This window comes from Stenotrophomonas sp. 86156_Sma (assembly GCF_056481625.1).
Window position 1 is genome coordinate 522,515 of sequence record NZ_CM151157.1, and the last position, 24,286, is coordinate 546,800.

Genomic DNA, 24,286 nt, shown 5'->3' on the forward strand with positions numbered 1-24,286 from the left:
AGCGCCAACCAAGGTTGGCCTCTACCAGAGCGGATTCCGCAGTAGATCCACGCCATGCGTGGATGGGCGTTACCCGGCCGACTTCAACCCACGCAACAGCATCTCCAGCGCCGCCGTCGCCTGCCGCAGGCGCGCGTCGCCATCCTCGCCCTCGGCGATCCAGAACGCGGCTTCGGCCAGGCTGCCGTAGATCAGCGACGCCAGTGCCTGCGCATCCACCGCTGCCACCACGCCCTGCGCCACCAGATGTTCGATCAGGTGCTGCATCGAGTGCACGCAGTGGCGCTGCGATTCCGGCGAGGCGCCACCCAGTACCGCGCGCGCATCGCGCAGCACGATGCGCTGGATCTCCGGCTCCAGTGCCATCTCCAGATAGGCGCGGCAACGCTGCACGAAGCCGTCCCAGGCATCATCCGCGCCATCGCTGATCGCCTGCAGACGCAGGTCGGTCTCGGCATCGAGCTGGGCGACGACAGCCGCCAGCAGACCCTTCTTGTCGCCGAAGTGGTGGTACAGCGCGCCGCGGGTCAGCCCGGCCTGGGCGGTCAGGTCGTCCATCGAGGTGGCGGCATAGCCATGCGCGCTGAACACCCGACGGGCGGTGGCCAGCAGGGTGGCGCGGGTTTCTTCCATCTCGGCGCGGGTGCGACGAACCATCCGGAGCTCCTTACATACACAGTGCATGATTATTTACATACGGTACGTATGAATGTAGCCTCTTATTCATACGCTCTGTATGTATTGTCGTGGCGCCCGGTGCGCCAGGCAAGTCACTGCCCTGGAGAACCTGATGGCCACCCCCTATCGCGACCTGTTCGCGGCCCCCGGCACCGCCGGCCTCGCCCTGGCCGGGCTGCTGGCACGCCTTCCTCTACCGATGACCGGTATCGGCATCATCACCCTGCTGTCCCAGCTGCGCGGCAGCTATGCACTGGCCGGTGCGGTGTCGGCCACCTTCGTGCTGACCTACGCGTTGCTGTCGCCGCAGGTATCGCGCTGGGTCGACCGGCGCGGGCAGGGCAGGGTGCTGCCGTGGGCTACCGCGGCCAGTGCGGCCGGGTTGCTGTTGCTGCTTGCGTGCACGCTGCTGGCCGCGCCGGACTGGACGCTGTTCATTGCGGCGATGCTGGCCGGCTGGATGCCCAGCGTGTCGGCGATGGTGCGCGCGCGCTGGACCGCGATCCATCGCGGGCGCCCGCAACTGCAGACCGCCTACTCGCTGGAGACGGTGTTCGACGAGGTCACCTTCATCGCCGGGCCACCGTTGTCCGTCGGGTTGTCGGTGGCGGTATGGCCGCAGGCCGGCGTGCTGGCTGCAGCCCTTCTGCTGGTGATCGGAGTGACCGCACTGGTCCTGCAGCGTGGTACCGAACCACCGCTGCAGCGCTGCGAAGGCGCAACACCCTCGCGCTCGCTGCTGCGGCAAGCGGAGATCCGCCTGCTGGCGTTGCTGATGCTGGCGATGGGTGTGATTGTCGGTACCATCGACATCACCAGCGTGGCCTTCGCCGAACAGCGCGGGCAGCCACTGGCTGCCAGTTGGGTGCTGTCGGCCTATGCGCTGGGCAGCTGCGCGGCGGGCCTGCTGTTTGGTGCACTGAAGCTGCAGATCCCGTTGCCGCGCCTGTTGCTGACCGGAGCAGCGGCCACTGCATTGGCCACGCTACCGCTGCTGTGGGTCGGCAGCGTGCCTGCCCTGGCCGTTGCCGTGCTGCTGGCCGGGGTGTTCTTCGCGCCGACGATGATCGTGGCGATGTCGCTGGTCGAACAGTACGTGCCCGAATCGCGCCTGACCGAAGGCATGACCTGGTTGCTGGCCGGATTGAACATCGGCGTGGCGCTGGGCGCGGCGCTGTCTGGGCGGAGTGTCGATGCGGGGGGCGTGCGCAGCGGCTTTGTTGTTGCGCTGGTGGCAGGCGGTGGCGTGCTGCTGTTCGCCGTGCTCGCGCAACGTGCACTGCGCCCGTCTGCCTCGACCACATCCCCTGAAGGAATCGTCCCGTGAGCGCTTCATCGCCTGCGCACGCCGCGCCTGTGCCTCGTCATCCGTGGTGGGCGGTTTCCGCCGTCGGCCTCGCCACGTTCTCGGTGGTCACCACCGAAATGTTGCCGGTCGGCCTGCTGACCCCGATCGCCGAAGATCTCGGCGCGTCCACCGGCACAGCCGGCCTCATGATCTCGCTGCCGGCCCTGCTGGCGGCAGTGTTCGCACCGCTGGTGGTGATCGCAGCCGGTGGCATCGATCGCCGTCGCATCCTGTGCGCGCTGCTTGCGCTCCTGCTGGTCGCCAACCTCGCGTCGGCGCTGGCACCGGGCATCGGCTGGCTGTTGGCCGCACGGGTGCTGGTGGGGTTCTGCATGGGCGGCATCTGGGCCATCGCCGGCGGTCTGGCTGCGCGTCTGGTGCCGGCTGACCGCATCGGCCTGGCTACCTCGATCATCTTCGGCGGCGTGGCCGCAGCGTCGGTGCTGGGCGTGCCGTTGGGCGCGCTGATCGGGGATGCATTGGGTTGGCGCAGCGCCTTTGCGGCGATGGCGTTGTTCAGTGCGGCGGTGATGCTGCTGCATCTGCGGGTGGTTCCCGCGTTACCTGTAAGTACATCGGCGCAGCCGCGGCAGTTCGTACAGCAGCTTGGCCAGCGCGACCTGCGGCGTGGGCTGTGGCTGACCGTGCTGCTGGTGTCCGGGCACTTCATCGCCTTCACCTACGTGCGGCCGCTGCTGACGTCCGTCTCGGGCGTGGAGGCGTCGTGGATCGGTGCACTGCTGTTTGCCTACGGCCTGGCCGGCATCGCCGGCAACTTCATTGCCGGGCCGCTGGCAGCGCGCCATCCGCGCGGTACGTTGCTGGCGATCGCATCGGGCCTGCTGCTGACGCCGCTGCTGTTGCTGTGGCTGGGGGGCACGCCGAGCGGTGGCATTGCGGTGCTGCTGCTATGGGGCCTGGCCTATGGCGGCGTATCGGTGGGCCTGATGAGCTGGATGATGAAAGCGGTGCCGCAGGCCGTGGAGATCGCCACCGCCCTGTATGTGGGCGTGTTCAACATCGGTATCGCGCTCGGGGCGTGGGGCGGGGGACGGCTGCTGGATGGTGTCGGGTCATACGCCACGCTTTGGGCTGCTGCGGTGTTGGCTGCGAGCGCTCTGCTGATGGTTGCCACCACCCGCAGGTAGATCCACGCCATGCGTGGATTCCTGCCCCGTGCCAACCAAGGTTGGCACCCACCAGAGCGGGGCATGTGCCAACCCAGGTTGGCAGCTACCGGGAAATGAAACGGGCGCCTTGCGGCGCCCGTTCCGGTTACATCACCACACCTTGACCCGCTTGTCCGGGGCCAGGTACAGCTTCTGGCCTTCCTTCACTTCGAACGCCGGGTACCAGGCGTCGATGTTGCGCACGGTGAGTGCGCGGAACTGGCCCGGTGCATGCACATCGGTCAGCAGCGAGTTGCGCAGCGCCTGCTCGCGGCTCTTGCTGCGCCACGCCTGGGCGAAGCCGAGGAAGAAGCGCTGGTCGGGGGTGAAGCCTTCCAGGGTCTGGCCCGGCTTGCCCTGCAGCGACAGCTGGTAGGCATCGTAGGCGGTACCCAGGCCAGCCACGTCGGCGATGTTCTCGCCCAGGGTCAGCTTGCCGTTCACATGCACGCCCGGGAACGGCTCGTAGCTGCTGAACTGTGCGGCCAGCGCATCACCAGCGGCGTTGAACTGCTTCAGGTCTTCAGCGGTCCACCAGTTGTGCAGCTTGCCGGTCTCGTCGAACAGCGCACCGGCGTTGTCGAAGCCGTGGCTGATCTCGTGGCCGATCACTGCGCCGATGGCGCCGTAGTTCACCGCGTCGTCGGCAGCACCGTCGAAGAACGGCGGCTGCAGGATCGCGGCCGGGAACACCAGGCGGTTCTCCAGCGGCACGTTCATCGCGTTGATGGTCTGCGGCAGCATCGCCCACTCGCTGTGGTCGACCGCCTTGCCCAGCTTGGCGATGTTGCGCTGGTACTCGAACAGTTCGGCGCGCTGCGCATTGCCCAGCGCGTCATCACGGCGGATCTCCAGGCCGGTGTAATCACGCCACTTTTCCGGGTAACCCATGCCCACGGTCAGCCCGGCCACCTTGGCCTTGGCGCTGGCCTTGGTCTGCGGCGACATCCACGCGAGCGCGTCGATGCGCTTGGCGAAGGCGGCGATGATGTTCTTCGCCATCTCGTCCGCGCGTTCCTTGGTCTTGGCGTCGAAGTGCTTCTCGACGTAACGCTTGCCGATCGCTTCGCCGATGGCATGGTTGGCGTCGTCCACTGCACGCTTCCAGCGGTCGCTCTGCTGCGGCGTGCCGCTCAGCGTGGTGCCGTGGAAGGCGAAGCGGGCATCGGCGAATTTCTTCGGCAGGTAGGCAGCGGCGCGGTCCAGCGCGTGGAAGGCCAGGTAATCCTTCCAGACATCCAGCGGCTCGGTGGCGACCAGCTTGGACAGGCCGGCCACGGCCTTGGGCTGCCAGACGATGAAGTCCTGCTGCTTGCCCAGCGCGGCCGCGTCGAGGAAGGCGTTCCAGTCCATGCCCGGCGCCTTGGCATTGAAGTCGGCCTGTGTCCAGGGATTGGCGCCCTTGGTCACATCATTGGTTTCTTCCTGGGTGGCGTGCGCCTGCGCGATCTTCGTCTCCAGCGCGAGGATGCGCTGCGCCTTGCCCGCCGGATCGGCGACACCGGCCAGCTGCAGCATCTGTGCGATGTAGGCCTGGTACTGCTTGCGCAGCTCGGCCATGCGGCCGCCGCCCAGGTAGAAGTCACGGTCGGGCATGCCCAGGCCGCCCTGCACCAGGTAGGGCGCGTTGCGGTCCGGCTGCAGCAGGTCCACCGACACCCACAGGCCGAACAGGCGGTCGGTGTAGAAGTTGGTCGCATTGAGCAGATCGACATCGGCACGCACGTCGCCGCCGAGGGCACGGGCCAGCCCGGCCTTGTCGGCGATCGCATCGATGGCCTTCAGCTGCGGCTGCACCGGCGCGATGCCGTGCTGCTCGATGCCGGCTTCGTCCATGTAGGCGGCGTAGTAGTCGCCGATCAGCTTGTCATCACCGCTGGCCTGGGTGTTGCCGGCGGCGCCTTCGAGAATGGCGCGGGTGTCGGCCAGGGTCTTCTCGGCGATGACGTTGAAGCTGCCGAAGCGCGAGCGGTCGGCCGGGATCTCGGTGTTCTTCACCCAGGTGCCGTTGGCGAAGCCGAAGAAATCATCGCCGGCGTTGATGCTGCGGTCCATGCCGCTGGCATCGAAGCCGAAGCTGCCCAGCATCGGCTTGGCGGCCGCAGGTGCGGCATCGGCAGGCGCGGCGGTGCCGGCAGCCGGATCGGCCGGGCGGTCGCAGGCGGCCAGGGACAGGCTGGCAACGATGGCCAGTGCCAGGGTGGGACGGCGCAGCTTGGACATGGACTTCTCTTGCAGCGGAAAACCCCAAGTCTAATCCGCTCCGCCCCGGCTGGCCCTCCCGTAGTGCCGCCCGCCCTGTGCAGGATCTGGCTGAACGCGCGGAAGCGATCTTCACGCCGTCACCGGTGTGGTGCATGCTGGCCTCAGGAGCCCTGCGCGGACACGGGGAGGTGGCCATGCGGGGGCGGGTCAGGCGTCAAGAATGGCGTCCGCCGGCCGTTGAGGTCGGGGATGTGGAGGATTCGTTCGCGCATGAAGCCAGCCGACTGCACAAGGAAGACCAACCGATGCCCGCGCTGAAACGGGCGTTGGCCCGGCCGCTGCGCGCCATTACCTGGGGCGGGGTGTTGCTGGGCATTCTGCTGGTGGCCGGGTTGACCACCATGCTGGCCAACGACCATCACCGCCGGCTGGAGGCCGCACAGCGCCAGAGCCGTGCACTGGCGGTGGGCAGCGAGCGCCTGCTGGCGCTGGAGCTGCGCAACCTGGAGCGGGCGATGTCCGGCATCGCCGCCGATGCCGTTGAAGTGTTCCGCAGCGTGCCCGCGCAGGCGCCGGCGCTGCTTGATGCCTCCATCGGCGGCGTGCTGCGCCGGCATGCCGAGCTGCACAGCATCGTGGTGCTGGACAGCTATGGCCGCGCCCTGACGGCCGGCAAAGGTGACCTGAACCTGCCGCTGTGGACCGATCCGCAGCGCCGCGGCCTGGGCAGTTCGCTGTACATCGGCCCGCCGCTGCGCGCCAGCGACGGTGGCTGGGTGGTGCCGCTGGCGCTGCCGATGGCCGGTGACCGCTGGTTGCTGGCGCGGCTGCGCTGCGGCGAACTGCAGCGCATCATCGGTGGCCTCGATGTTGGCCCGAACGGGCTGGTGTCGATCAGCGATGCGGAAGGCTACATGCTGGCCCGCGTACCGGACCCGCACGGCACGGTCGGCCGACGCTACGATCTCCCGCATCGCGACCTGCTCGGCAAGCAGGCCGTGGTCGAGCTGGGCAGCCTGCCGGGCGCGGTCGATGGTGTGCAGCGCATCATCACCATCAGCACGCTGGAGCGCAGCCCGCTGGCGGTGCAGGTCGGGTTGGCCGATGAGGACGTGCTGGCGCCATGGTGGCCCTACCTGCAGGCGTCAGTAGCAATCGTGCTGGCCTACGTCGGGGTGCTGCTGGTCCTGCTGTACGCGGTGCGCCGCAGCACCCGCCGCCAGCAGTCGATGGCGGAGGAACTGAAGACCGGGCATGCCGAACTGCGCCTGGCCCACCAGGTCGGGCGCGTCTGCACCTGGTACGTGGACGAGGATGCCGCACTGTTGCGCTGGTCACCGCTGGCGCGTGAGATCTTCGGCGTGCAGACCGATGCGCTGCCGGTGGCCGATTTCTTCGCGCGCGTGCATCGTGATGATGCGGCGCGCCTGCAGCAGGCCTTCGACCAGGCCTTCGCCGGTGGCGCGGTGCTCGACCAGGTGTTCCGCCTGGTGCTGCCCGGAGGCGCAGTGCGCTGGGTGGGTGCACGCGGGCAGCGGGTGGAGGTGGCCGACAGCGAGCGCCGCATGATCGGTGCGCTGACCGACCTGAGCGAACGCTACCAGGCCCGCGAGCAGATGAGCGAAGTGGAACGCCGCTTCCGCCTGTTGTTCGACCGCAATCCAGCACCGTTCTGGGTGTTCGATCCGGATACGCTGCGCTTCATCGAGGTCAACGATGCCGCCGTGCGCCAGTACGGCTACAGCCGCGAGGAATTCCTGGCGATGAGCATCCTCGACATCCGCCCGCGCGAAGGCTGGGACGAGGTGAAGGGTGCGATCGCCAAGGCCCGTGTCGGCGAGCTGCAGGATGCCACCGTGCGCCTGCACCGGCGCAAGGACGGCAGTGTGTTCGAAGTGCGGGCACACCTGTCCAAGCTCGATTTCGATGGCCAGCCCGCCTGCCTGGTGCTGGCCGAGGATGTGAGCGAACGGCTGGCTTACGAGCGCGACCTGGCCTACCAGGCGCGGCACAACCCGGCCACCGGCCTGCTCAACGTGCGTGCGTTGACCGAACAGCTGGACGAGCAGCAGGAGGGCTACACCATCGCCTTCGTGCAGTTGCGCGGACTGCAGCTGGTGGCCGACACGCTGGGCCGCGAGATCGGCGATGCGGTGCTGCAGTCGATGGCGACCCGGCTCGGTGGCCTGGGCGCGCGCTGCGGCACGCTGGCATTCCAGCCGGCAGAGGACTTCGTGTTCGCCATCGGTGCCGAGCACGATGCCCAGCGCGTGCTGGACGACCTGCTGCAGATCGTGTCGGCACCGATGCGCGGCAAGGATTCGCTGCACCAGTTCGAGCCGCGCATCGGCGTGGCCGTGCACATTGCCGGCGACGGCCACAGCGCCGAGCAGGTGATCGGCATGGCCGCACAGGCCGCGCATGCCGCGCGCGCCGAAGGCAATGTGGTGGTCTGGTTCGACGCGGCGGTGACCACGCGGTTGGCCGACCGCCTGCGCCTGGCCGGACGCATCCACGCCGCCATCGACAACGAGTTCCAGCTGTATTTCCAGCCGATCCGGCACGCCAGCGATGGCAGCCCGGCCGCGCTGGAGGCTCTGCTGCGCTGGCCGCAGGCCGATGGCAGCTTCATCCCGCCCAACGAGTTCATCCAGCTGTGTGAGGACACCGGGCTGATCCTGGCGCTGGGCCGCTGGGTGATCCGTGCGGCGGCGAAGGCGCAGCGCCGGCTGGTCGAGGCCGGTTGGGGCGAGCTGCCGATCGCGGTCAATGTATCGGCGGTGCAGTTCTTCAACAGCGACCTGGTGGCCGAGTTCACCCGCGCGCAGCAGGAGTTCGGCCTGGCCCGCGGCGCGCTGCACGTGGAGCTGACCGAGAGCAGCCTGATGCGCAAGCCGGCGCAGGCGATGCAGACCATGCAGCGCCTGCACGAGCAGGGCATCAGCGTGTCGCTGGATGACTTCGGTACCGGCTATTCCAGCATGTCCTACCTGCAGCACCTGCCACTGGACATCCTGAAGATCGACCGCAGCTTCGTCGCCGACGTGGAAACCAATCCGCGCAATGCCTCGATCTGCCGCGCGCTGCTGTCGCTGGGCCACAGCATGGGCCTGACCATCATCGCCGAGGGCGTGGAAACGCCAGGGCAGCTGGACTGGCTGGCTGCGCACGGCTGCGACCAGGTGCAGGGTTACCTGCTGGGGCGGCCGGCGCCGCTGGAACGGATCATCGAGGCGCTGGATGAGGTTGCCGCCTAAGTGGTAGTGCCGGCCGCTGGCCGGCATTCGCCCAGGACCGGGATGTGTCTGATTGCCGGCCAGCGCCAGACTCGGCTACACCCCGGCCTCCACCAGGTGGTCGATGAAACTGCGCACCTTCGGTGCCAGATGGCTGCGGCTGGTATAGACCGCGAAGATGCCGATCGGCGAGGCCTCCCATTCGGGCAGGATGCGCACCAGGCGGCCATCGGCCAGCGCGTCTTCCAGCAGGAAATCGGGCTGCAGGATCACGCCCATGCCGGCGATCGCCGCTTCGCGCAGCACGTCGCCGTTGTTGGCGTGCAGCAGGCTGCTCACCGCCACCTTCACTTCGCCGTCCGGCCCCTGCAGCGGCCAATGGTCGCCGGCGGCCCAGTAGCTGTAGCTCAGGCAGGCGTGGGCCTGCAGCTCCTGCGGCGTCTGTGGCGTACCGCGTGCGGCCAGGTAGGCCGGCGCGGCGCACAGGCTCACCCGCGATTCGCCCAGACGTCGCGCGATCAACGTCGGCCCCGGCTCGCGGGTGATGCGGATGGCGACGTCGTAACCTTCCTCGACCATGTCCACCAGCCGGTCGGACAGGGCCAGGTCCAGTTCCACCTGCGGGAAGCGTTCGCGGTAGCTGGCCAGCAGCGGGCCGAGGCGGGCGATGCCCCAGCTGACCGGTGCGTTGATGCGCAGCGTGCCGGAGGGCTCCAGCGCCTGCGCGCCGATGCTGGCCTCCAGCGCGTCGAACTCGGCCAGCAGGCGCACGCACTGGGCGTAGTAGGCGGCACCGGCACTGGTCGGGCTGACCCGGCGCGTGGTGCGGTGGAGCAGGCGGGTGGACAGGCGCTTTTCCAGCGCGGCGACCTGGCGGGTGACGCCGGCAGTGGACATGTCCAGGGCCTGGGCGGCGGCACTGAAGCCGTTGCGCTCGACCACCGCCACGAACACGCGCATCGCCTCTAGGGTGTCCATTGTTGCGCCTTTTGAAATAAATACGGTCAATCCATCGTATTTATTGGTCCACGAAGGCGCAATAACCTGTGCCCACTCCCTTCAAGGTGTTTCCCCATGCACACCACGACCGCTCCTGTTTCGCCGCTGGCCCCGTACGGCGCCACCCTGCTGCGCCTGGCCCTGGGCGTGCTGTTCCTGGTCCATGCGCTGACCAAGCTGCTGGTGTTCACCCCGGCCGGCACGGCGGCGTTCTTCGAGTCGCTGGGCCTGCCCGGCGTTCTCGGCTACCTCACCATCGGCGTCGAGCTGGTGATCACCGTCGCGCTCCTGCTGGGCATCTACGCACGCTGGGTGGGCCTGGTAGGTGTGCCGCTGCTGCTGGGCACCATCGTCACCGTGCACGGCGCCAACGGCTTCGGTTTCGCCAATGCCGGCGGCGGCTGGGAATACCCGGCGTTCTGGGCACTGGCGCTGGTAGTGCTGTTCCTGGTCGGCGATGGCAAGTGGACCCTGCGTTCGCGCTGATCGCCGCCTGATCCTGCAACTGGAGAATTCCATGTCCCGCCTGCCTTCGCTGTACATCTCGCATGGTTCGCCGATGACCGCCCTGCATCCGGGCCAGGTTGGCGTGCGCCTGGCCGAGCTGGCGCGCGACCTGCCGACGCCGCGCGCCATCGTGATGGCCTCGGCGCACTGGCTGGGCCGGCAGCCGCTGGTCGGCGCGCATCCGCAGCCACCGACCATCCATGACTTCGGCGGCTTCCCGCGCGCGCTGTTTGAACTGCAGTACCCGGCGCCGGGCGATCCGGCGCTGGCCGACGAGGTGGCCGGCCGCATCGCCGCCGCTGGCCTGCCGGTGGCACTCGATCCGCAGCGTGGCCTCGACCACGGTGCCTGGGTGCCGCTGCGGCTGCTGCGCCCGCAGGCCGACATCCCGGTGGTGCCGGTGTCGATCCAGCCGCTGCTCGGCCCCGAGCACCAGTTCGCGCTCGGCCGCGCGCTGGCGCCGCTGCGCGAGCAGGGCGTGTTGCTGGTCGGCTCGGGCAGCATCACCCACAACCTGCACGACTGGGGCGACTACCAGGACGGCAAGGAAGCGCCGTACGTGCGGCCCTTCATCGAGTGGGTGGAGCAGCGCCTGGCCGCCGACGACCGCCAGGCCCTGCTCGATTACCGCCGGCAGGCGCCGTTCGCCGAACGTGCGCACCCGACCGACGAGCACCTGCTGCCGCTGTTCTTCGCGATGGGCGCGGCCGGCGAGGGCGGTTTCGGCGCACGCCGCATCGACGCCGGTATCGATGCCGGCTTCCTTGCCATGGACCTGTACCGCTTCGACGGGGCATGAGCCGGGGCTGACGCGCGGCGGCCCCGGCCGTCGCGGTCGTGGCCGCGTGTGGTAGTTTTTCCCGGGTTTCCGGCGCTGGCTTGCGAGCCTCCCCGCGCGCCGCTTCCTGGAAGAAGCATGCATACCATTGAAGTCGTCCTGGCGATGCTGGTGGCCGTTGTCGCCAGCGGCTACCTGGTTCGCGTCCTGCCGTTCTCGCTGCCGCTGCCGCTGGTGCAGATCGGCCTGGGTGCGGTCATCGCCGGCGTGTTCAACCGCGGCCACGCGCTGGAGCCGGAGGTGTTCTTCCTGCTGTTCCTGCCGCCGCTGCTGTTCCTGGATGGCTGGCGTATTCCCAAACAGGGCCTGTTCCGCGACAAGGGCGCGATCCTCGAGCTGGCGTTCGGCCTGGTGGTGTTCACCGTCATCGGCGCCGGCTTCCTCATCCACTGGCTGATTCCAGTGATGCCGCTGGCGGTGTGCTTCGCGCTGGCGGCCATCGTGTCGCCGACCGACCCGGTGGCGGTCGGGGCCATCGCTTCCAAGGCGCCGATTCCCAAGCGCCTGATGCACATCCTTGAGGGCGAGTCGCTGCTGAACGATGCCTCGGGCCTGGTCTGCTTCCGCTTCGCGGTGGCGGCGGTGATGACCGGCACCTTCTCGCTGGCCACCGCCTCGCTGACCTTCGTGTGGGTGGCGGTGGCCGGCCTCGCCGTGGGCGTGGCGGTGACGCTGGGCGTGTCGACCTTCCAGCGCTGGCTGTGGCGCCGCTTCGGCGAAGAGCCGGGCGCGGCGATGCTGGTCAACCTGCTGATTCCGTTCGCAGCCTATCTGCTGGCCGAAGAGATCCATGCCTCGGGCATCCTCGCCGCGGTCGCCGCCGGTATCGCGATGAGCTATGTCGAGCTGACCGGACGCGTCTCCGGCAGCATGCGCGTGCAGCGCGCCGGGGTCTGGAACATGCTGCAGTTCAGCTTCAACGGCATCATGTTCGTGCTGCTGGGCGAGCAGCTGCCGGGCATCGTCGAACGCGCCACCACCACCATGAACGAGACCGGCCACCAGAGTGCGTGGTGGCTGCTGGTGTATGTGGTGGTGATCAATCTGGCACTGGTCGTGCTGCGCCTGTTGTGGGTGTGGTTGTCGCTGCGCTGGAACCTGCTGCGCGCGCGCCGTCGCGGCCTGGAGCGGGGCGAGGCACCGAACTGGCGCATCGTGGTGGCGACCTCGGTGGCCGGCGTGCGCGGTGCGATCACCCTGGCCGGTGTGTTGACCCTGCCGCTGTTCCTGCCCGACGGCAGTGCGTTCCCGGCGCGTGACCTGGTGATCTTCCTGGCCGCATCGGTGATCCTGTTCTCGCTGCTGGGCGCCAGCATCGCGCTGCCGCGGCTGTTGAAAGGCCTGCAGCTGCCGTCCGATTCGGGTGAGCGCAAGGAAGAGGATCTGGCGCGCCGGCTGTCGTCGAAGGCGGCGCTGGCCGGGGTCGAGCGCATGCGCCAGCAGATGGTGATGAACCAGAACACCGAGAACGTGCAGCTGTACAACGATGCCGCCTCGCGGGTCAGCCTGCTGTACCAGCGCCACCTGGAGAAGGACAGCGACGGGCCCGACGTGGACCCGGAGAAGGTGCGGCGCATGGAACTGGGTTACCGCCAGCTGCGCAGCGCCGGCCTCAATGCCGAGCGCGAGGAGCTGTTCCGGCTGACCCGGCGCGGGGTGATCTCCGATGAGATCTCGCGGCGCCTGATCCGCAACCTGGACCTGCTGGAATCGCGCAAGCGCGAATGACCCTGCCCCGAAACGTAGAGTCGAGCTTGCTCGACTGCTCTTTCGCAAAGCAGTCGAGCAAGCTCGACTCTACCGATCCCACGGCGCGGGTTATTCCGGCTTCTGGTCCAGGAAATACGCCTCGACCTTGCCCTTGACCTTGATGGTCATCGGGTTGCCGCGGCGGTCGCGGGCCTTGCCGGCCTGCACGCGGATCCAGCCTTCGCTGACCGAGTATTCCTCAACGTTGTCGCGCTCGACGTCGTTGAAACGCACGCCAACGCCGCGCTCCAGCGCCTGCGCATCATGGAAGGGGCTGGCCGGGTTGATCGCCAGGTGGTCGGGAGGGGTATCGCTCATCGCTTCATTCACAGTGACGGCCACCAAGGCCGGCTTCAGCGGCACAGGATAAACCGTAGAATGCCGGCCTGCCCCAGAGGAAGTTCCGCCATGCCCGACAACAGCGACTATTTCGACTTCGAGGAAGACATCCACGACTTCGACGAAGACGGCTTCGAGGCGCGGGTCTGGAACCTGCTGGTGCTGATCAACCCGGGTGACGAGGAACTGGCCCTGCAGCAGTTCAACCGCTGGCGCGAGCACCTGGCCGAGGACGGGCAGCCGCTGGAAGCGGATAGCGACTGGCTGCCGGCGCTGTTCACGGCCATCGCCTGGCAGTCCGGTTTCGAGGTGGAACGAGATGACCTGGAATCGCTGCAGTCGGCGGTGAACGAGCTGTCGGCGCGCTTCAACCTGCAGCTGGACTGGGGCGGCGACCTGGATGACGAGGACTTCGCCGAAGACCTGGACGGCGTGCAGCTGATGTCCACCGCCTTCGACCGCCTGCGCGAGCACAATTACACGCTGTGGAGCGTGGATGCCGGCAGCGACGGCTTCACCGGCGTGATGGCGCTGACCCGCGACGATGACGCGATGCTGGCGCTGTGCTCGCTGCTGAACGTGGAAATCCGGCTGGGCAGCGACCCGTTCTGAGATTGATCGGTAGCGCCGGGCCATGCCCGGCGCTCCCATCTACGGCCGGTACTGCGCCCTGGCGTTGGCGATCACTGCTTTGACCAGCTCGCGGTCGGCGTGCCGTGAAATCGCCCGCGCACCGAGCGCGATCGCCTGCGCGCGCAGCTCGGCAGTGACATCGTAGTGGGCGCCGCTGGCCTTGTTCTGGAAGGCCCGCGGGGGAATGCCGAGCTGCGCCGCCATCGCGTGCAGCTCGGCCAGGGTGTCGGCCATCAGGTGCGCCCAGCGCTGTCCGCGCCAGGGATGCACCGCGTCATCGACGTAGACCGTCACCGCCGCGGCCGGTTCAGGCCTGCGGCTTGCTGTCGCTGTCAGCGGCCGGAGCGGCCTCGGCAGCGGCTACTTCGGCCACGTCGCCCTCGGCGGCTTCGCCTTCCTCGCCCTCAGCAGCGTCGACGCCTTCGAACTCGGCGACCAGCTTGTCCAGGTACTCGTCGGCGGTCTGCTCGGATTCGGCGGCCAGGGTGTCCAGCAGCTTCTGCAGCAGTTCGGAGTACTCCAGGTTGACCTTGCGGCCTTCCTTCTCCTGCACGTTGGCCAGGTGCTTGAGCATGGCCAGCATCGGTACCGGGTTCTCGGCATTGCCCATGGTCTGGCCGCCGATGGCCAGCAGCCACTCACGGCCCTGCAGGCCGATGGCCGCGACCACCTGGCCGTCTTCGTTGGTCAGCACGGCATGGTTCTGCACCTGCTGCTGCGCGTTCAGGCGGAGGAACGGGCGCTTGGCCTGCTGCTTCTTGCGCTTGTCGCGCTTGGCCTTGGAGTTCTGGGACATGGGGTGGAGTCACCTGGAAACGGAAAGACCGCCATTGTAGCGGGTGCGCCGGGTCATGCCCCTGGTGGGTGCGGACCTTGGTCCGAACGCTTTTCCCGGATGTGCGGACCAAGGTCCGCACCTACCATTTACTTTGCCGGCCCCTGCGCGGCCTGCACGTCCGGGTCGGCGGCGGGGGCCGACAGCCCCACCTGCGGGCCGGCACCGGCCAGGGCGGCCGCTTCGGCGGCCTGGGTCATCACCACGATGCTGATGCGGCGGTTGATCGGATTCTGCGGGTCGGCCTTGTCGAACAGCACCGACGAAGACAGGCCGACCACGCGGGTGATCTTGCTGTCCTCCAGGCCGCCGTCCACCAGTGCGCGCCGTGCGGCGTTGGCACGATCGGCGCTTAGTTCCCAGTTGCCGTAGCCGCGCGCGGCCGAATAGGCGGTGATGTCGGTGTGGCCGGTCAGGCTGATCCGGTTCGGCACGTGGTTCAGGTAATTGGCCAGCTCGTGCAGGATCTGCTGCGTGTACGGCTTCAGCGTGGCGCTGCCGAGGTCGAACATCGGCCGGTTCTGCTTGTCCACGATCTGGATGCGCAGGCCTTCCGGGGTCAGATCCAGCAGCAGCTGGTCCTTGAACGGCTCCAGTGCCTGGCTCTTGCTGATCGCTTCCTGCAGTTCCTTCATCAGCGCTTCCAGCTGCTGCTTGTCGCGCTGCTGCTGGTCCACCGGCTGCGGCACGGCTTCCTTCTGGTTCTGGAAGGGATCGTTGCTGCTGCCCCGCGAGATGTCGGTGGCACCACCCAGCTTGATCATCGAGGTGCTGGCGCCACCCGGGCCGGCCATGCCGGGCGCCGGCGTGGCGTTCTGCCCGCTCAGCGGGCTGGGGTTGCGGAAGTACTCGGAAATGGCCGCACGGTCGTTCTTGTTGGTGGTGGCCATCAGCCACAACACCAGGAAGAACGCCATCATCGCGGTCACGAAGTCGGCATAGGCCACCTTCCACGAACCGCCATGATGGGCGGCGTGGCCGGCCTTCTTGACCCGGCGGACGATGACGGTGGGCTTGGTCTCGGCCATGGCTTACTTGACCGTCTTCAGGTGCTGCTCGAAATCGGAGAAGGCCGGGCGCACGTTCGACGGCAGCGTCTTGCGGGCGAATTCCAGCGCGATCTTCGGGTTGTAGCCACGCAGGCAGGCCAGCAGCGCGGTCTTCACCGATTCGTAGATGCGGCTGTCCTGCTCGGCGCGCGCTTCCATGGCGGCTGCCATCGGGCCGACGAAGCCATAGCCCAGCAGGATGCCCAGGAAGGTACCGACCAGCGCGCCGGCCACATGGCCGCCGACCTCGACGATATCCCCGCCGATCGAACCCATGGTGATGACGATGCCGAGCACCGCCGCGACGATGCCGAAACCGGGCAGTCCGTCGGCGACCTTGGTCAGCACCTGCGACGGCGCCATGGCCTCGGCGTGGTGCTTTTCCAGCTCCAGTTCCAGCAGCGGCTCCAGCTCGTGTGGCTCGATGTTGCTGCCGATCATCAGGCGCAGGCAGTCGGTGATGAAGTCGATCAGGTGGTGGTCGGCCTGCACCTTGGGGTAGTTGCCGAACAGCGCGCTTTCGGCCGGGCGCTCGACGTGGTCTTCCAGCGCCATGAAGCCTTCGCGGCGGGCCTTGTTGAGCAGTTCATAGAGCAGGCTGAGCACATCGATGTAGTCCTGCTGCTTGTAGCGCGGGCCCTTGAACACGCCGACCATGGCCTGCAGGGTCTGCTTGACCGTCTTGGCCGGGGTGCCGACCAGGAAGGCGCCGAGCGCGGCGCCACCGATGATGACCAGCTCGTAGGGCTGCCAGAGGGCACCCAGGCGGCCGTGGGCACCGAGATAGCCCCCGATCACGCTGACGATGACGACCAGGAATCCAACGATGATGAGCATGGGGCGACGCAAGGAGAGGGGATATCTCCTTGTCGGCCCGTCGCCCGGTTTTCTGAAGAGGGAATTCTGTGAAATCGGTCAGCGGGGTGTTTCAGCCCGCCACGCCGCTTTCGGCGCCGCCACGCTGCAACGGGTCGGGCCAAGGCTCGCCATTGCCGGTGAACGAAAGTGAGACGGAGTTCAGGCAGTGGCGCTCGTAGGTGGGCGGCGGGCCGTCCGGGAAAACGTGACCCAGGTGGCTGCCGCAGCGCGCGCAGGTGATCTCGGTGCGGACCATGCCGTGGCTGGTATCGCGGATTTCGCGCACGTGTGCCGGGTCGAACGGGGCGAAGAAGCTCGGCCAACCGGTGCCGGAATCGAACTTGGTGCTGGAGCGGAACAGCGGCAGTGCGCACAGCCGGCAGCAGTAGACGCCCTCGCGCTTGTTGTCGAGGAACACGCCGCAGAACGGCGCCTCGGTACCGTGCTGCAGCAGCACGCGGCGCTCTTCACTGCTGAGGCCGGCGATCAGCGCCTCGGTCTGGGTGGCGGTGGGGGGCGTCAGGTCGAAGGCAGTCATGGCGGCGCTCCGTGGGGTTGATGGCCTGGGGATGGCGGAAAACGTGGGGGTGCCGGCGCGCGCTTGCAAGTGTGATGGCCGTTCATGGCCGGCACACAGGTGCAGGTGCAAGGTAAATGTGATCCACGCCGGAGCGTGATATGAAACTGAACCTTTCCCTGCTGTTGATGGCCCTGTTGCCCCTGGTCGCGCAGGCCCAGGTACCGACGTCGTCGAGCCCGACCGCCACCCGCAGTGCCACCACCGTGGCACCGCAGCCGGTGATGCCGCCGCCGCAGGCCGCTCGCCCGCAGCCGCAGGTCCTGCCGTCGCCGCAGCCGGCGCAGCCGATCAGGTCCACCGGTCCCGCCCAGATCGCGCCCACCCCGGCGCCGAAGCCGGCCGACAAGGTGTACGACCGCAATGGCCGCATCGTGCCTGGCGTGCGCCCGGCCGGTCCGAACCGCGTGTTCGATTCGCGTACCGGCCGCTATTACGACAGCGTGCCGGCCGGCGATGGCCAGCAGATCAAGCGCTGATCTCGGGTGCCAAACGAGGTTGGCGGCTACCGCACGCTGTCCGGCCTGAACGCACGAAAACAACCCGCTGCAGATCACTGCTTTTTCGCCTGCGATTAACCGTTCCGGGACCAACGTGACCGTGCGCCGGCATTGCGCCGCCGCATGTCCTTCGTCCACTGGATCGCGATCATGAAAAACCAGCAGAACCGTCATCCCGGCAAGGAACCGCAGGGCCGCAACCCGCAGCAACAGCAACAGCAGCAACAGCAACAGATGGACCCGCAGCAGCCGCACAAGGGTGGCAAGCAGCAGGAACAGCGCTCGCAGAAGCATCCGCAGCAGCGCTGACGGACCCGGGGGTCAGAGCCCGCTGCACGGGATCTGGCCCCACTACCGTTCCGGACTCAATCCGGAATCGGCAGGCTCAGCGTTTCCTTCACTTCTTCCATCACGATGTAGCTCTTCGACTCTCGTACATGCGGCAGTGTCAGCAAGGTGCTGCCGAGCAGCTTGCGGTAGGAGGCCATTTCGCTGATCCGCGCCTTCAGCAGGTAATCGAAGTCGCCCGAGACCAGATGGCACTCCAGCACGTTGGGCAGCTTCAGGGCCGCGCGCCGGAACTCCTCGAAGATGTCGCCAGACTTGTAGGCCAGGCTGATCTCCACGAACACCAGCAGGCTGGCTTTCACCGCCGCCGGATCGAGGTGGGCGTGGTAGCCGGTGATCACCCCTTCGCGCTCGAGGCGGCGCACGCGCTCGGTGCACGGGGTGGTCGACAGGCCGACCCGCTCGCCCAGTTCGGTGAAGGAGATACGGCCCTCGGCCTGCAGGATGCGCAGGATCTTGCGGTCGATCTTGTCCAGTTCGCGGGTACGGGTGGCCATGGCCGTCAACCTTGGGGAATGAATTGCAGGGGAACATCCTGCCGGTTGATTGCAAATCAGGCAAATCAACTGGGAATGGCTGTCTATACTTCCCCAATTATGGTCCCGGCACGCTCCAGTGCAGGGAATGATCGGGTTGGAGAAGTCCCATGCGAGTCCTAGTTCTCGGCAGCGGCGTGATCGGCACCACCAGTGCCTGGTACCTGCGACAGGCCGGGTTTGAAGTCACGGTCATCGACCGCCAACCCGGCCCGGCGCTGGAAACCAGCTTCGCCAATGCCGGCCAGCTGTCGTTCGGCTACACCTCGCCGTGGGCCGCCCCGGGCGTGCCGAAGAAGGCCATCGGCTGGCTGTTCGAGAAGCATGCGCCGCTGGCGATCAAGCCGGGCATGGACCTGGCCCAGTACCGCTGGCTGTGGCAGATGCTGCGCAACTGCACCCACGAGCGCTACGCGATCAACAAGGCGCGCATGGTGCGCATGTCCGAGTACAGCCGCGACTGCCTGAACGAGCTGCGCGCGCAGATCGGCATCGAGTTCGAAGGCCGCGACCTGGGCACCACCCAGCTGTTCCGCACCCAGCAGCAGCTGGATGCCTCGGCGCAGGACATCGAGATCCTGGCCCAGTACGGCGTGCCGTACGAGGTACTGGACCGCGCCGGCATCATCCAGGCCGAACCGGCCCTGGCCCATGTCGATGGCCTGGTCGGCGCGCTGCGCCTGCCGCGCGACCAGACCGGCGACTGCCAGCTGTTCACCCGCCGCCTGGCGCAGATGTGCGTGGATGCCGGGGTCGAGTTCCGTTTCGACCAGGACATCACCGGCCTGGAATTCGATGGCGACCGCATCACCGGCGTACGCATCGACGGCAAGCTGGAAACTGCCGACCGCTTCGTGGTCGCGCTCGGCAGCTACTCGCCGGCGCTGGTCGCATCGTTGGGCATGCGCCTGCCGGTGTATCCGCTGAAGGGTTACTCGCTGACCTTGCCGATCACCGACCCGGCGATGGCGCCGACCTCGACCATCCTCGATGAGAGCTACAAGGTGGCGGTCACCCGTTTCGACGACCGCATCCGCGTCGGTGGCATGGCCGAAGTGGCCGGCTTCGACCTGTCGCTGTCGCAGCGCCGTCGCGAGACCCTGGAGCTGGTGGTCAGCGATCTCTACCCGAAGGGCGGCGACCTGTCGCGCGCGCAGTTCTGGACCGGCCTGCGCCCGGCCACGCCGGACGGTACGCCGGTGATCGGCGCCACGCCATTCCGCAACCTGTACCTCAACACCGGCCACGGCACGCTGGGCTGGACCATGGCCTGCGGCTCGGGCCGCTACCTGGCCGACCTGATGAGCGCGCGCCAGCCGCAGATCAGCACCGAAGGCCTGGATATTTTCCGCTACGGCCAGTACGGTCACGCGCCGCAACAAGAGAACCGCACATGCGTCCTGCCCGCGCGCTGATCGATCTGGGCGCCCTGCGCAGCAACTACCGGCTCGCCCGTGAACTGGGCGGTAGCAAGGCCCTGGCGATCATCAAGGCCGATGCCTATGGCCACGGCGCAGTGCGCTGTGCGCAGGCACTGGAAAGCGAGGCCGATGGTTTCGGCGTGGCCACCATCGAAGAGGCGCTGGAACTGCGCCAGGCCGGCATCCGTGCGCCGATCCTGCTGCTGGAAGGCATCTTCGAGCCCAGCGACATGGCGCTGGTGGCCGAGCATGATTTCTGGTTCGCCGTCGGCTCGCCGTGGCAGCTGGAAGCCGTCGCTGCCTTCGACAGCCCGCGTCCGTTGACGGTGTGGCTGAAGCTGGACAGCGGCATGCATCGCCTCGGCCTGGACGTGGACAGCTTCCGCGCGGCGCATGCACGCCTGTCGGCGCTGCAGCAGGTCGAACGCATCGTGCTGATGACCCACCTGGCACGCGCCGACGAGCTGGACAGCGAACGCACCCACGAGCAGGCGGCGACGTTCGCGCGGGCCATCGACGGCCTCGATGGCGAGACCAGTGTGTGCAACTCGCCGGCGCTGCTGGGCTGGCCGGATGTACGCAGCGACTGGGTGCGCCCGGGCCTGATGCTGTACGGCGCCAATCCGCTGCCTGACAACACCGTACTGACCGAGCGCCTGCGCCCGGTGATGACGATGCAGTCGAAGGTGATCGCCGAACGCTGGATCGAGGCCGGTGAGCCGGTGGGTTATGGCGCACGCTTCGTGGCCAAGGCGCGCACCCGCGTGGGTGTGGTCGCGCTCGGCTATGCCGACGGTTATCCGCAGTTCGCTCCGAATGGCACCCCGGTGCTGATCGATGGTCAGCCCGGTGCCCTGATCGGGCGCGTGTCGATGGACATGCTGACGGTGGACCTGACGGCGCATCCGCAGGCCGCGGTGGGCAGCGTGGTGGAACTGTGGGGCAGTGCGCCGACGTTGGCGGAACTGGCGCCGCGATGCGGCGTGAGCGCGTACCAGCTGCCGTGCGCGGTCAAGCGCGTGGCGAAGGTGTACGTGTAACGCCGAGCCCACGCTCGGCTTCGGTGGCGGCCGACCTTGGTCGGCGCCATGAATGCGTGTCGACCAAGGTCGACACCTACCGGGGGCCTGGCGCGCAGCGGTCGCCATGCGCAGTTCTGGTAGCGGCCGACCTTGGCCGGCGCGGTGAATGCGTGTCGACCAGGGTCGACACCTACCGGGAGCCTGGCGCGCAGCGGTCGTCATGCGCGGCTCTGGTAGCGGCCGACCTTGGCCGGCGCGGTGAATGCGTGTCGACCAGGGTCGACACCTGCCGAGGGGCCTAGCGCGCAGCGGTGGCCTGGCTGGCCAGCTGGCGCTTCACCCAGTCATCAATCAGGCGCTTCTCGTAGCGCAGCGGATCGCTGTTGGTCAGCAACCCACTACCCTGCAGGTAGCCGGAGTCGCTCAGGCGGGCGTCGCCTTCGCTCACAATACGGCCGCTGGCGTCCTTCAACGTGTACTGCAGGGTGATGCGGGGCGGGTAGATATCACGCATCACGCGGATGTCGCGCGCACGCGGGCCGTGCCACGGCTCGTAGTCACCGGCACGCTTGATGTCCACCAGGGTGACATCGAGGGTCTGCCCAGGCTGCAGCGGCTTGGCAGCGGTGGTCTGCAGGTAGCGGGCCAGCTGCTGTACCCAGTCACCGCGTTCGGCCTCGAAGCGGTTGGTGCTCTGGCGGATCTCGGTGAATTTGGCCGGGTCCTCCCATTTCACGCTGACCGGGCCATCGGCCTGCAACGCACGTGGCGCGTCCGCATCGGTCACGGTGCGCGGTGCAGCGGCGGCGCCGCCCGCCACCAGGGCGCCTGCCAGCAGGGCAATCGCGAGTGAGCGTTTCATGACGGTCTCCTGCGTCCCCGCGATGGGGACGATGTTGATCACAGATCGAGTGTGATCCTGCGGCCGGGGCGCCGCAATGGCAGATTGCGTCATGCGCAAGAGTGGTTGCCGCCAATTCATCGTCGTCAACCCTGACTGACGGCGCTTGACGCTGTGAATACGCCCTTTGGAAGATGCTGTGCCTCCAATCCGGCCTGCACTGACGCCCTTGTCCACACTGCCGCCCCTCGTGGAGCGCCCACCGATGATGGTGCCGGCGCCCGAACCCGACCTGCATCGTGGCGTGCTTGAGCGCATCAACGCCGGTTTCTGCGTGATCCAGGTGCTGTTCGAAGGCGACCGCGCGGTGGACTATCGTTTCATCGAGGTCAACGACGCCTTCGAGCGCCATACCGGCCTGAAGGACGCACGCGGTCAGCGCATGAGTGCGTTGGAACCGAACCACGAGGAAGACTGGTTCCGCATCTACGGTGAAGTGGCCCGCAGTGGTCGCCCCGCCCAGTTCGAGATGGAAGCGCGCGCCCTGGGCCGCTCGTTCGCGGTGGATGCGGTGCGCGTTGGTCGTCCGGGCGAAGACAAGGTCGGCATCCTGTTCTTCGACATCACCGCGCGCAAGCAGATGGAAGTGGAGCTGGGCGAAAGCGAAGCCCGCTTCAGCGCACTGGCCGATGGCCTGCCGATGCCGGTATGGGTGCTCGACGAGCGCGGCCACGCCCGCTTCGTCAACAGCGCCTTCAGCGAGTTTTTCGGTGGCGACGAAACGCGCGTTCCGGAAGATGTCTGGCGCGGCCTGGTACATCCAGACGATGCGTCCGTATTCGAGTACGAGCTGCAGGAAGCACTGAAGGCGCAGCGTTCGATGCATGCGCTGGTACGTGCGCGGCGCGCCGACGGCCAGTGGCGCTGGCTGGAGATGAACGCGCGCCCGCGCTTCTCGCGCATGGGCCGCTTCATCGGCCTGGCTGGCAGCAGCCCGGACGTGACCGAGCGCCGCGAGATCGAACTGGCACGCGAGGAACTGCTGCAGTCCGAGCGCGCCGCGCGCAGCGCCGCCGAGAACATGGCGCGGCTGAAGGACGAGTTCCTGGCCACGCTGTCGCATGAGCTGCGCACGCCGCTGACCACCATCCTCGGTTGGAGCGAGCTGCTGCTGCAGCGCGTGGACAACACCAGCCCGCTGTACAAGGGCCTGAACGTGATCGCCAACAGCGCCGGTGCGCAGAAGCGGCTGATCTCGGACATGCTCGACCTCAGCAGCATGCTGCTGGGCAAGGTGCAGCTGGAGGTGGAGATACTGGACCTGCGCGACCTGCTGGGCGAAGCCATCGGCGCGCAGGAGCTGGTCGCCGAAGGCAAGGCGCTGGACGTGAGCCTGCAGCTGCCGGAGCAGCCCAGCCTGGTGCTGGGCGATGCCACCCGCCTGCAGCAGGTGTTGTGGAACCTGCTGTCGAATGCGATCAAGTTCACCCCGGCCGAAGGCCGCATCGATCTGCAGCTGCAGGCCGACGGCAACCACTGGGTGATCACCGTGCGCGACACCGGCGACGGCATCGCGCCCGAATTCCTCAATCATCTGTTCAGCCGCTTCCGCCAGGCCGATGGCACCACCACCCGACGCCATGGCGGCCTCGGCCTGGGCCTGGCCATCGTGCAGCAGCTGGTCGAACTGCATGGCGGTACCGTCGCCGCCGCCAGCGAGGGCCATGGCCACGGCGCCACCTTCACCGTGCGCCTGCCGCAGCACATTCCCGATGCCGAACGGCGGCCGCTGCGCGAAGTGATCAGCGGACCGATCCTGGAGCCGGTGATCGTCGAACCGTATCCGCTGCGCGGCATGCACGTGCTGGCGGTGGAAGACCAGCCGGAAGTGCTGGAGTACCTGCGGCGCATGCTGGAAGAGCAGGGCGCAAGCGTGTCGGCAGCCAGCTCTGCCGGTGAAGCGCTGGCGCTGCTGGCCGATACCGGGCACCTGCAGTACCACGTGATGCTGACCGACATCGGCATGCCGGGCATGGATGGCTATGGCCTGGTGCGCACGCTGCGCGAGGACATGGGCGTGGATGCCATGACCCTGCCGGCGGTTGCCGTGACCGCGCTGGCACGTGCCGATGACCGGCGCCGAGCGCTGGCGTCGGGCTTCCAGGAACACGTGGCCAAGCCGTACTCGGTGGCACAGCTGGTGGCTGCGGTACGCAAAGTGCAGGTGCCACGCGCGGACAGCGCGCTGCACTGAGCATTCACGGCCGATCGGCGACCCTGCACGCAGGAGGTCGCCGATGTCCCGTACAGCTCCCCGCATCCATACCGATCCGGCGCAGATCGCGCGCCTGGAAGCCCTGCTGCCGCAGCTGGAAGGCGAAACGCAGGTGGAACTGACCCTGCAGGATGGTCGCCGACTGCTCGGCACCGTCGCCGTGAAACCGACGGTGCAGCAATACCGCAACGAGGCCGGCGACGAAGGCAGCAACGGCCAGCTGCGCCTGGATGACTACGATACGCCGGTGCAGCAGCACCACGTGTGGCTGGACGAGATCGCCAGCATCCGCAGGTTGCCGCCCAGGGTCTGACGGCAACCTG

Annotated in this window: 24 protein-coding genes; 13 read left to right on the top strand and 11 right to left on the bottom strand. The window is 67.7% G+C overall.

All coding sequences use genetic code 11. The features are described 5' to 3' along the window. Positions 1-69: 69 nt before the first annotated feature. Complete coding sequence (locus ACZK33_RS02355) at positions 70-657, bottom strand: TetR/AcrR family transcriptional regulator (protein WP_134952257.1); 588 nt, start codon at positions 655-657, stop codon at positions 70-72. Between the two features lie 133 nt (positions 658-790). Between ACZK33_RS02355 and ACZK33_RS02360 the strand changes: the two genes are divergently transcribed. Together ACZK33_RS02360 and ACZK33_RS02365 are read left to right on the top strand one after the other, a co-directional pair. Then, positions 791-2,005, top strand: coding sequence for an MFS transporter (locus ACZK33_RS02360; RefSeq protein WP_423174436.1), 1,215 nt, complete (start codon positions 791-793; stop codon positions 2,003-2,005). Further along, complete coding sequence (locus ACZK33_RS02365; protein ID WP_423174437.1) at positions 2,002-3,174, top strand: MFS transporter; 1,173 nt, start codon at positions 2,002-2,004, stop codon at positions 3,172-3,174. Before ACZK33_RS02360 ends, ACZK33_RS02365 begins: the two co-directional genes overlap by 4 nt. Positions 3,175-3,306: 132 nt before the next feature. Here the strand turns inward: ACZK33_RS02365 and ACZK33_RS02370 are convergent, their stop codons facing one another. Continuing rightward, positions 3,307-5,418 (bottom strand): M13 family metallopeptidase, encoded by a 2,112-nt coding sequence (locus ACZK33_RS02370; RefSeq protein ID WP_032128756.1) that lies wholly within the window; start codon positions 5,416-5,418, stop codon positions 3,307-3,309. A gap of 176 nt (positions 5,419-5,594) precedes the next feature. Here ACZK33_RS02370 and ACZK33_RS02375 point away from each other — a divergent pair, with 176 nt between their 5' ends. Next, the gene (locus ACZK33_RS02375) at positions 5,595-8,657 is read left to right on the top strand and encodes a bifunctional diguanylate cyclase/phosphodiesterase (protein ID WP_100437784.1); all 3,063 of its coding nucleotides are present in this window, start codon (positions 5,595-5,597) and stop codon (positions 8,655-8,657) included. Positions 8,658-8,732: 75 nt separating this feature from the next. On the opposite strand, the gene ACZK33_RS02380 is transcribed toward ACZK33_RS02375, so the two are convergent. Continuing rightward, positions 8,733-9,614, bottom strand: coding sequence for a LysR family transcriptional regulator (locus tag ACZK33_RS02380; protein WP_423174438.1), 882 nt, complete (start codon positions 9,612-9,614; stop codon positions 8,733-8,735). 96 nt (positions 9,615-9,710) lie between these two features. Here ACZK33_RS02380 and ACZK33_RS02385 point away from each other — a divergent pair, with 96 nt between their 5' ends. From ACZK33_RS02385 to ACZK33_RS02395, 3 genes are all read left to right on the top strand, one after another. Next, entirely contained in the window at positions 9,711-10,121 is a 411-nt protein-coding gene (locus ACZK33_RS02385) for a DoxX family protein (RefSeq protein WP_075675478.1), read from the top strand. A gap of 31 nt (positions 10,122-10,152) precedes the next feature. Further along, entirely contained in the window at positions 10,153-10,941 is a 789-nt protein-coding gene (locus tag ACZK33_RS02390) for a dioxygenase family protein (protein ID WP_423174439.1), read from the top strand. Between the two features lie 117 nt (positions 10,942-11,058). Then, on the top strand, positions 11,059-12,708 hold the full coding sequence (locus ACZK33_RS02395) for a Na+/H+ antiporter (RefSeq protein ID WP_032128751.1): 1,650 nt from the start codon (positions 11,059-11,061) through the stop codon (positions 12,706-12,708). Between the two features lie 90 nt (positions 12,709-12,798). Here ACZK33_RS02395 and ACZK33_RS02400 read toward each other — a convergent pair whose 3' ends face one another. Next, on the bottom strand, positions 12,799-13,047 hold the full coding sequence (locus ACZK33_RS02400; RefSeq protein WP_032128750.1) for a DUF3297 family protein: 249 nt from the start codon (positions 13,045-13,047) through the stop codon (positions 12,799-12,801). A gap of 90 nt (positions 13,048-13,137) precedes the next feature. Here ACZK33_RS02400 and ACZK33_RS02405 point away from each other — a divergent pair, with 90 nt between their 5' ends. Then, complete coding sequence (locus ACZK33_RS02405; protein WP_005407911.1) at positions 13,138-13,680, top strand: DUF6630 family protein; 543 nt, start codon at positions 13,138-13,140, stop codon at positions 13,678-13,680. 39 nt (positions 13,681-13,719) lie between these two features. Here ACZK33_RS02405 and ACZK33_RS02410 read toward each other — a convergent pair whose 3' ends face one another. The 5 genes from ACZK33_RS02410 to msrB form a co-directional block, all read right to left on the bottom strand. After that, on the bottom strand, positions 13,720-13,995 hold the full coding sequence (locus ACZK33_RS02410) for a DUF4031 domain-containing protein (protein WP_004153991.1): 276 nt from the start codon (positions 13,993-13,995) through the stop codon (positions 13,720-13,722). Positions 13,996-14,008: 13 nt separating this feature from the next. Then, positions 14,009-14,497 carry a hypothetical protein gene (locus tag ACZK33_RS02415; protein WP_423174440.1) on the bottom strand — a complete coding sequence of 163 codons (489 nt, stop codon included), beginning with the start codon at positions 14,495-14,497 and terminating at the stop codon, positions 14,009-14,011. Positions 14,498-14,625: 128 nt separating this feature from the next. Continuing rightward, a complete protein-coding gene (motB, locus tag ACZK33_RS02420) occupies positions 14,626-15,564 on the bottom strand; it encodes a flagellar motor protein MotB (RefSeq protein WP_049398339.1) in 939 nt (312 codons plus the stop codon). A gap of 3 nt (positions 15,565-15,567) precedes the next feature. Further along, positions 15,568-16,422 carry a flagellar motor stator protein MotA gene (gene motA / locus ACZK33_RS02425; RefSeq protein WP_032128746.1) on the bottom strand — a complete coding sequence of 285 codons (855 nt, stop codon included), beginning with the start codon at positions 16,420-16,422 and terminating at the stop codon, positions 15,568-15,570. 91 nt (positions 16,423-16,513) lie between these two features. Beyond that, on the bottom strand, positions 16,514-16,981 hold the full coding sequence (gene msrB, locus ACZK33_RS02430) for a peptide-methionine (R)-S-oxide reductase MsrB (protein ID WP_005415117.1): 468 nt from the start codon (positions 16,979-16,981) through the stop codon (positions 16,514-16,516). Positions 16,982-17,121: 140 nt separating this feature from the next. On the opposite strand from msrB, the gene ACZK33_RS02435 reads away from it, so the two are divergent. Together ACZK33_RS02435 and ACZK33_RS02440 are read left to right on the top strand one after the other, a co-directional pair. Further along, positions 17,122-17,499, top strand: a complete 378-nt coding sequence (locus ACZK33_RS02435; protein ID WP_423174441.1) for a classical arabinogalactan protein 4 — start codon at positions 17,122-17,124, stop codon at positions 17,497-17,499. Positions 17,500-17,643: 144 nt separating this feature from the next. Further along, positions 17,644-17,829, top strand: coding sequence for a hypothetical protein (locus ACZK33_RS02440; protein ID WP_049424811.1), 186 nt, complete (start codon positions 17,644-17,646; stop codon positions 17,827-17,829). A gap of 56 nt (positions 17,830-17,885) precedes the next feature. Here the strand turns inward: ACZK33_RS02440 and ACZK33_RS02445 are convergent, their stop codons facing one another. Next, a complete protein-coding gene (locus ACZK33_RS02445) occupies positions 17,886-18,365 on the bottom strand; it encodes a winged helix-turn-helix transcriptional regulator (protein WP_005407919.1) in 480 nt (159 codons plus the stop codon). A 149-nt stretch (positions 18,366-18,514) separates the two neighbouring features. On the opposite strand from ACZK33_RS02445, the gene ACZK33_RS02450 reads away from it, so the two are divergent. Then, positions 18,515-19,819: a D-amino acid dehydrogenase gene (locus tag ACZK33_RS02450; protein WP_032128742.1), complete on the top strand. Its 1,305-nt coding sequence runs from the start codon at positions 18,515-18,517 to the stop codon at positions 19,817-19,819. Next, on the top strand, positions 19,798-20,865 hold the full coding sequence (gene alr / locus ACZK33_RS02455) for an alanine racemase (protein ID WP_423174442.1): 1,068 nt from the start codon (positions 19,798-19,800) through the stop codon (positions 20,863-20,865). Before ACZK33_RS02450 ends, alr begins: the two co-directional genes overlap by 22 nt. 280 nt (positions 20,866-21,145) lie before the next feature. Here alr and ACZK33_RS02460 read toward each other — a convergent pair whose 3' ends face one another. Further along, positions 21,146-21,709: a DUF3016 domain-containing protein gene (locus ACZK33_RS02460; protein ID WP_423174443.1), complete on the bottom strand. Its 564-nt coding sequence runs from the start codon at positions 21,707-21,709 to the stop codon at positions 21,146-21,148. Positions 21,710-21,953: 244 nt separating this feature from the next. On the opposite strand from ACZK33_RS02460, the gene ACZK33_RS02465 reads away from it, so the two are divergent. Continuing rightward, positions 21,954-23,942 carry a hybrid sensor histidine kinase/response regulator gene (locus ACZK33_RS02465; protein ID WP_423174444.1) on the top strand — a complete coding sequence of 663 codons (1,989 nt, stop codon included), beginning with the start codon at positions 21,954-21,956 and terminating at the stop codon, positions 23,940-23,942. A gap of 43 nt (positions 23,943-23,985) precedes the next feature. After that, positions 23,986-24,276, top strand: a complete 291-nt coding sequence (locus tag ACZK33_RS02470) for a DUF3247 family protein (RefSeq protein ID WP_032128738.1) — start codon at positions 23,986-23,988, stop codon at positions 24,274-24,276. Positions 24,277-24,286: the final 10 nt, after the last annotated feature.

What these genes read in the sequence shown, in the direction of transcription:
- ACZK33_RS02355 (WP_134952257.1), bottom strand. Translation starts at nt 657, where the DNA reads ATGGTTCGTCGCACCCGCGCCGAGATGGAAGAAACCCGCGCCACCCTG.
- ACZK33_RS02360 (WP_423174436.1), top strand. Translation starts at nt 791, where the DNA reads ATGGCCACCCCCTATCGCGACCTGTTCGCGGCCCCCGGCACCGCCGGC.
- ACZK33_RS02370 (WP_032128756.1), bottom strand. Translation starts at nt 5,418, where the DNA reads ATGTCCAAGCTGCGCCGTCCCACCCTGGCACTGGCCATCGTTGCCAGC.
- ACZK33_RS02375 (WP_100437784.1), top strand. Translation starts at nt 5,595, where the DNA reads ATGCGGGGGCGGGTCAGGCGTCAAGAATGGCGTCCGCCGGCCGTTGAG.
- ACZK33_RS02380 (WP_423174438.1), bottom strand. Translation starts at nt 9,614, where the DNA reads ATGGACACCCTAGAGGCGATGCGCGTGTTCGTGGCGGTGGTCGAGCGC.
- ACZK33_RS02385 (WP_075675478.1), top strand. Translation starts at nt 9,711, where the DNA reads ATGCACACCACGACCGCTCCTGTTTCGCCGCTGGCCCCGTACGGCGCC.
- ACZK33_RS02390 (WP_423174439.1), top strand. Translation starts at nt 10,153, where the DNA reads ATGTCCCGCCTGCCTTCGCTGTACATCTCGCATGGTTCGCCGATGACC.
- ACZK33_RS02395 (WP_032128751.1), top strand. Translation starts at nt 11,059, where the DNA reads ATGCATACCATTGAAGTCGTCCTGGCGATGCTGGTGGCCGTTGTCGCC.
- ACZK33_RS02400 (WP_032128750.1), bottom strand. Translation starts at nt 13,047, where the DNA reads ATGAGCGATACCCCTCCCGACCACCTGGCGATCAACCCGGCCAGCCCC.
- ACZK33_RS02405 (WP_005407911.1), top strand. Translation starts at nt 13,138, where the DNA reads ATGCCCGACAACAGCGACTATTTCGACTTCGAGGAAGACATCCACGAC.
- ACZK33_RS02415 (WP_423174440.1), bottom strand. Translation starts at nt 14,497, where the DNA reads ATGTCCCAGAACTCCAAGGCCAAGCGCGACAAGCGCAAGAAGCAGCAG.
- motB (WP_049398339.1), bottom strand. Translation starts at nt 15,564, where the DNA reads ATGGCCGAGACCAAGCCCACCGTCATCGTCCGCCGGGTCAAGAAGGCC.
- motA (WP_032128746.1), bottom strand. Translation starts at nt 16,422, where the DNA reads ATGCTCATCATCGTTGGATTCCTGGTCGTCATCGTCAGCGTGATCGGG.
- msrB (WP_005415117.1), bottom strand. Translation starts at nt 16,981, where the DNA reads ATGACTGCCTTCGACCTGACGCCCCCCACCGCCACCCAGACCGAGGCG.
- ACZK33_RS02435 (WP_423174441.1), top strand. Translation starts at nt 17,122, where the DNA reads ATGAAACTGAACCTTTCCCTGCTGTTGATGGCCCTGTTGCCCCTGGTC.
- ACZK33_RS02440 (WP_049424811.1), top strand. Translation starts at nt 17,644, where the DNA reads ATGTCCTTCGTCCACTGGATCGCGATCATGAAAAACCAGCAGAACCGT.
- ACZK33_RS02445 (WP_005407919.1), bottom strand. Translation starts at nt 18,365, where the DNA reads ATGGCCACCCGTACCCGCGAACTGGACAAGATCGACCGCAAGATCCTG.
- ACZK33_RS02450 (WP_032128742.1), top strand. Translation starts at nt 18,515, where the DNA reads ATGCGAGTCCTAGTTCTCGGCAGCGGCGTGATCGGCACCACCAGTGCC.
- alr (WP_423174442.1), top strand. Translation starts at nt 19,798, where the DNA reads ATGCGTCCTGCCCGCGCGCTGATCGATCTGGGCGCCCTGCGCAGCAAC.
- ACZK33_RS02460 (WP_423174443.1), bottom strand. Translation starts at nt 21,709, where the DNA reads ATGAAACGCTCACTCGCGATTGCCCTGCTGGCAGGCGCCCTGGTGGCG.
- ACZK33_RS02465 (WP_423174444.1), top strand. Translation starts at nt 21,954, where the DNA reads ATGATGGTGCCGGCGCCCGAACCCGACCTGCATCGTGGCGTGCTTGAG.
- ACZK33_RS02470 (WP_032128738.1), top strand. Translation starts at nt 23,986, where the DNA reads ATGTCCCGTACAGCTCCCCGCATCCATACCGATCCGGCGCAGATCGCG.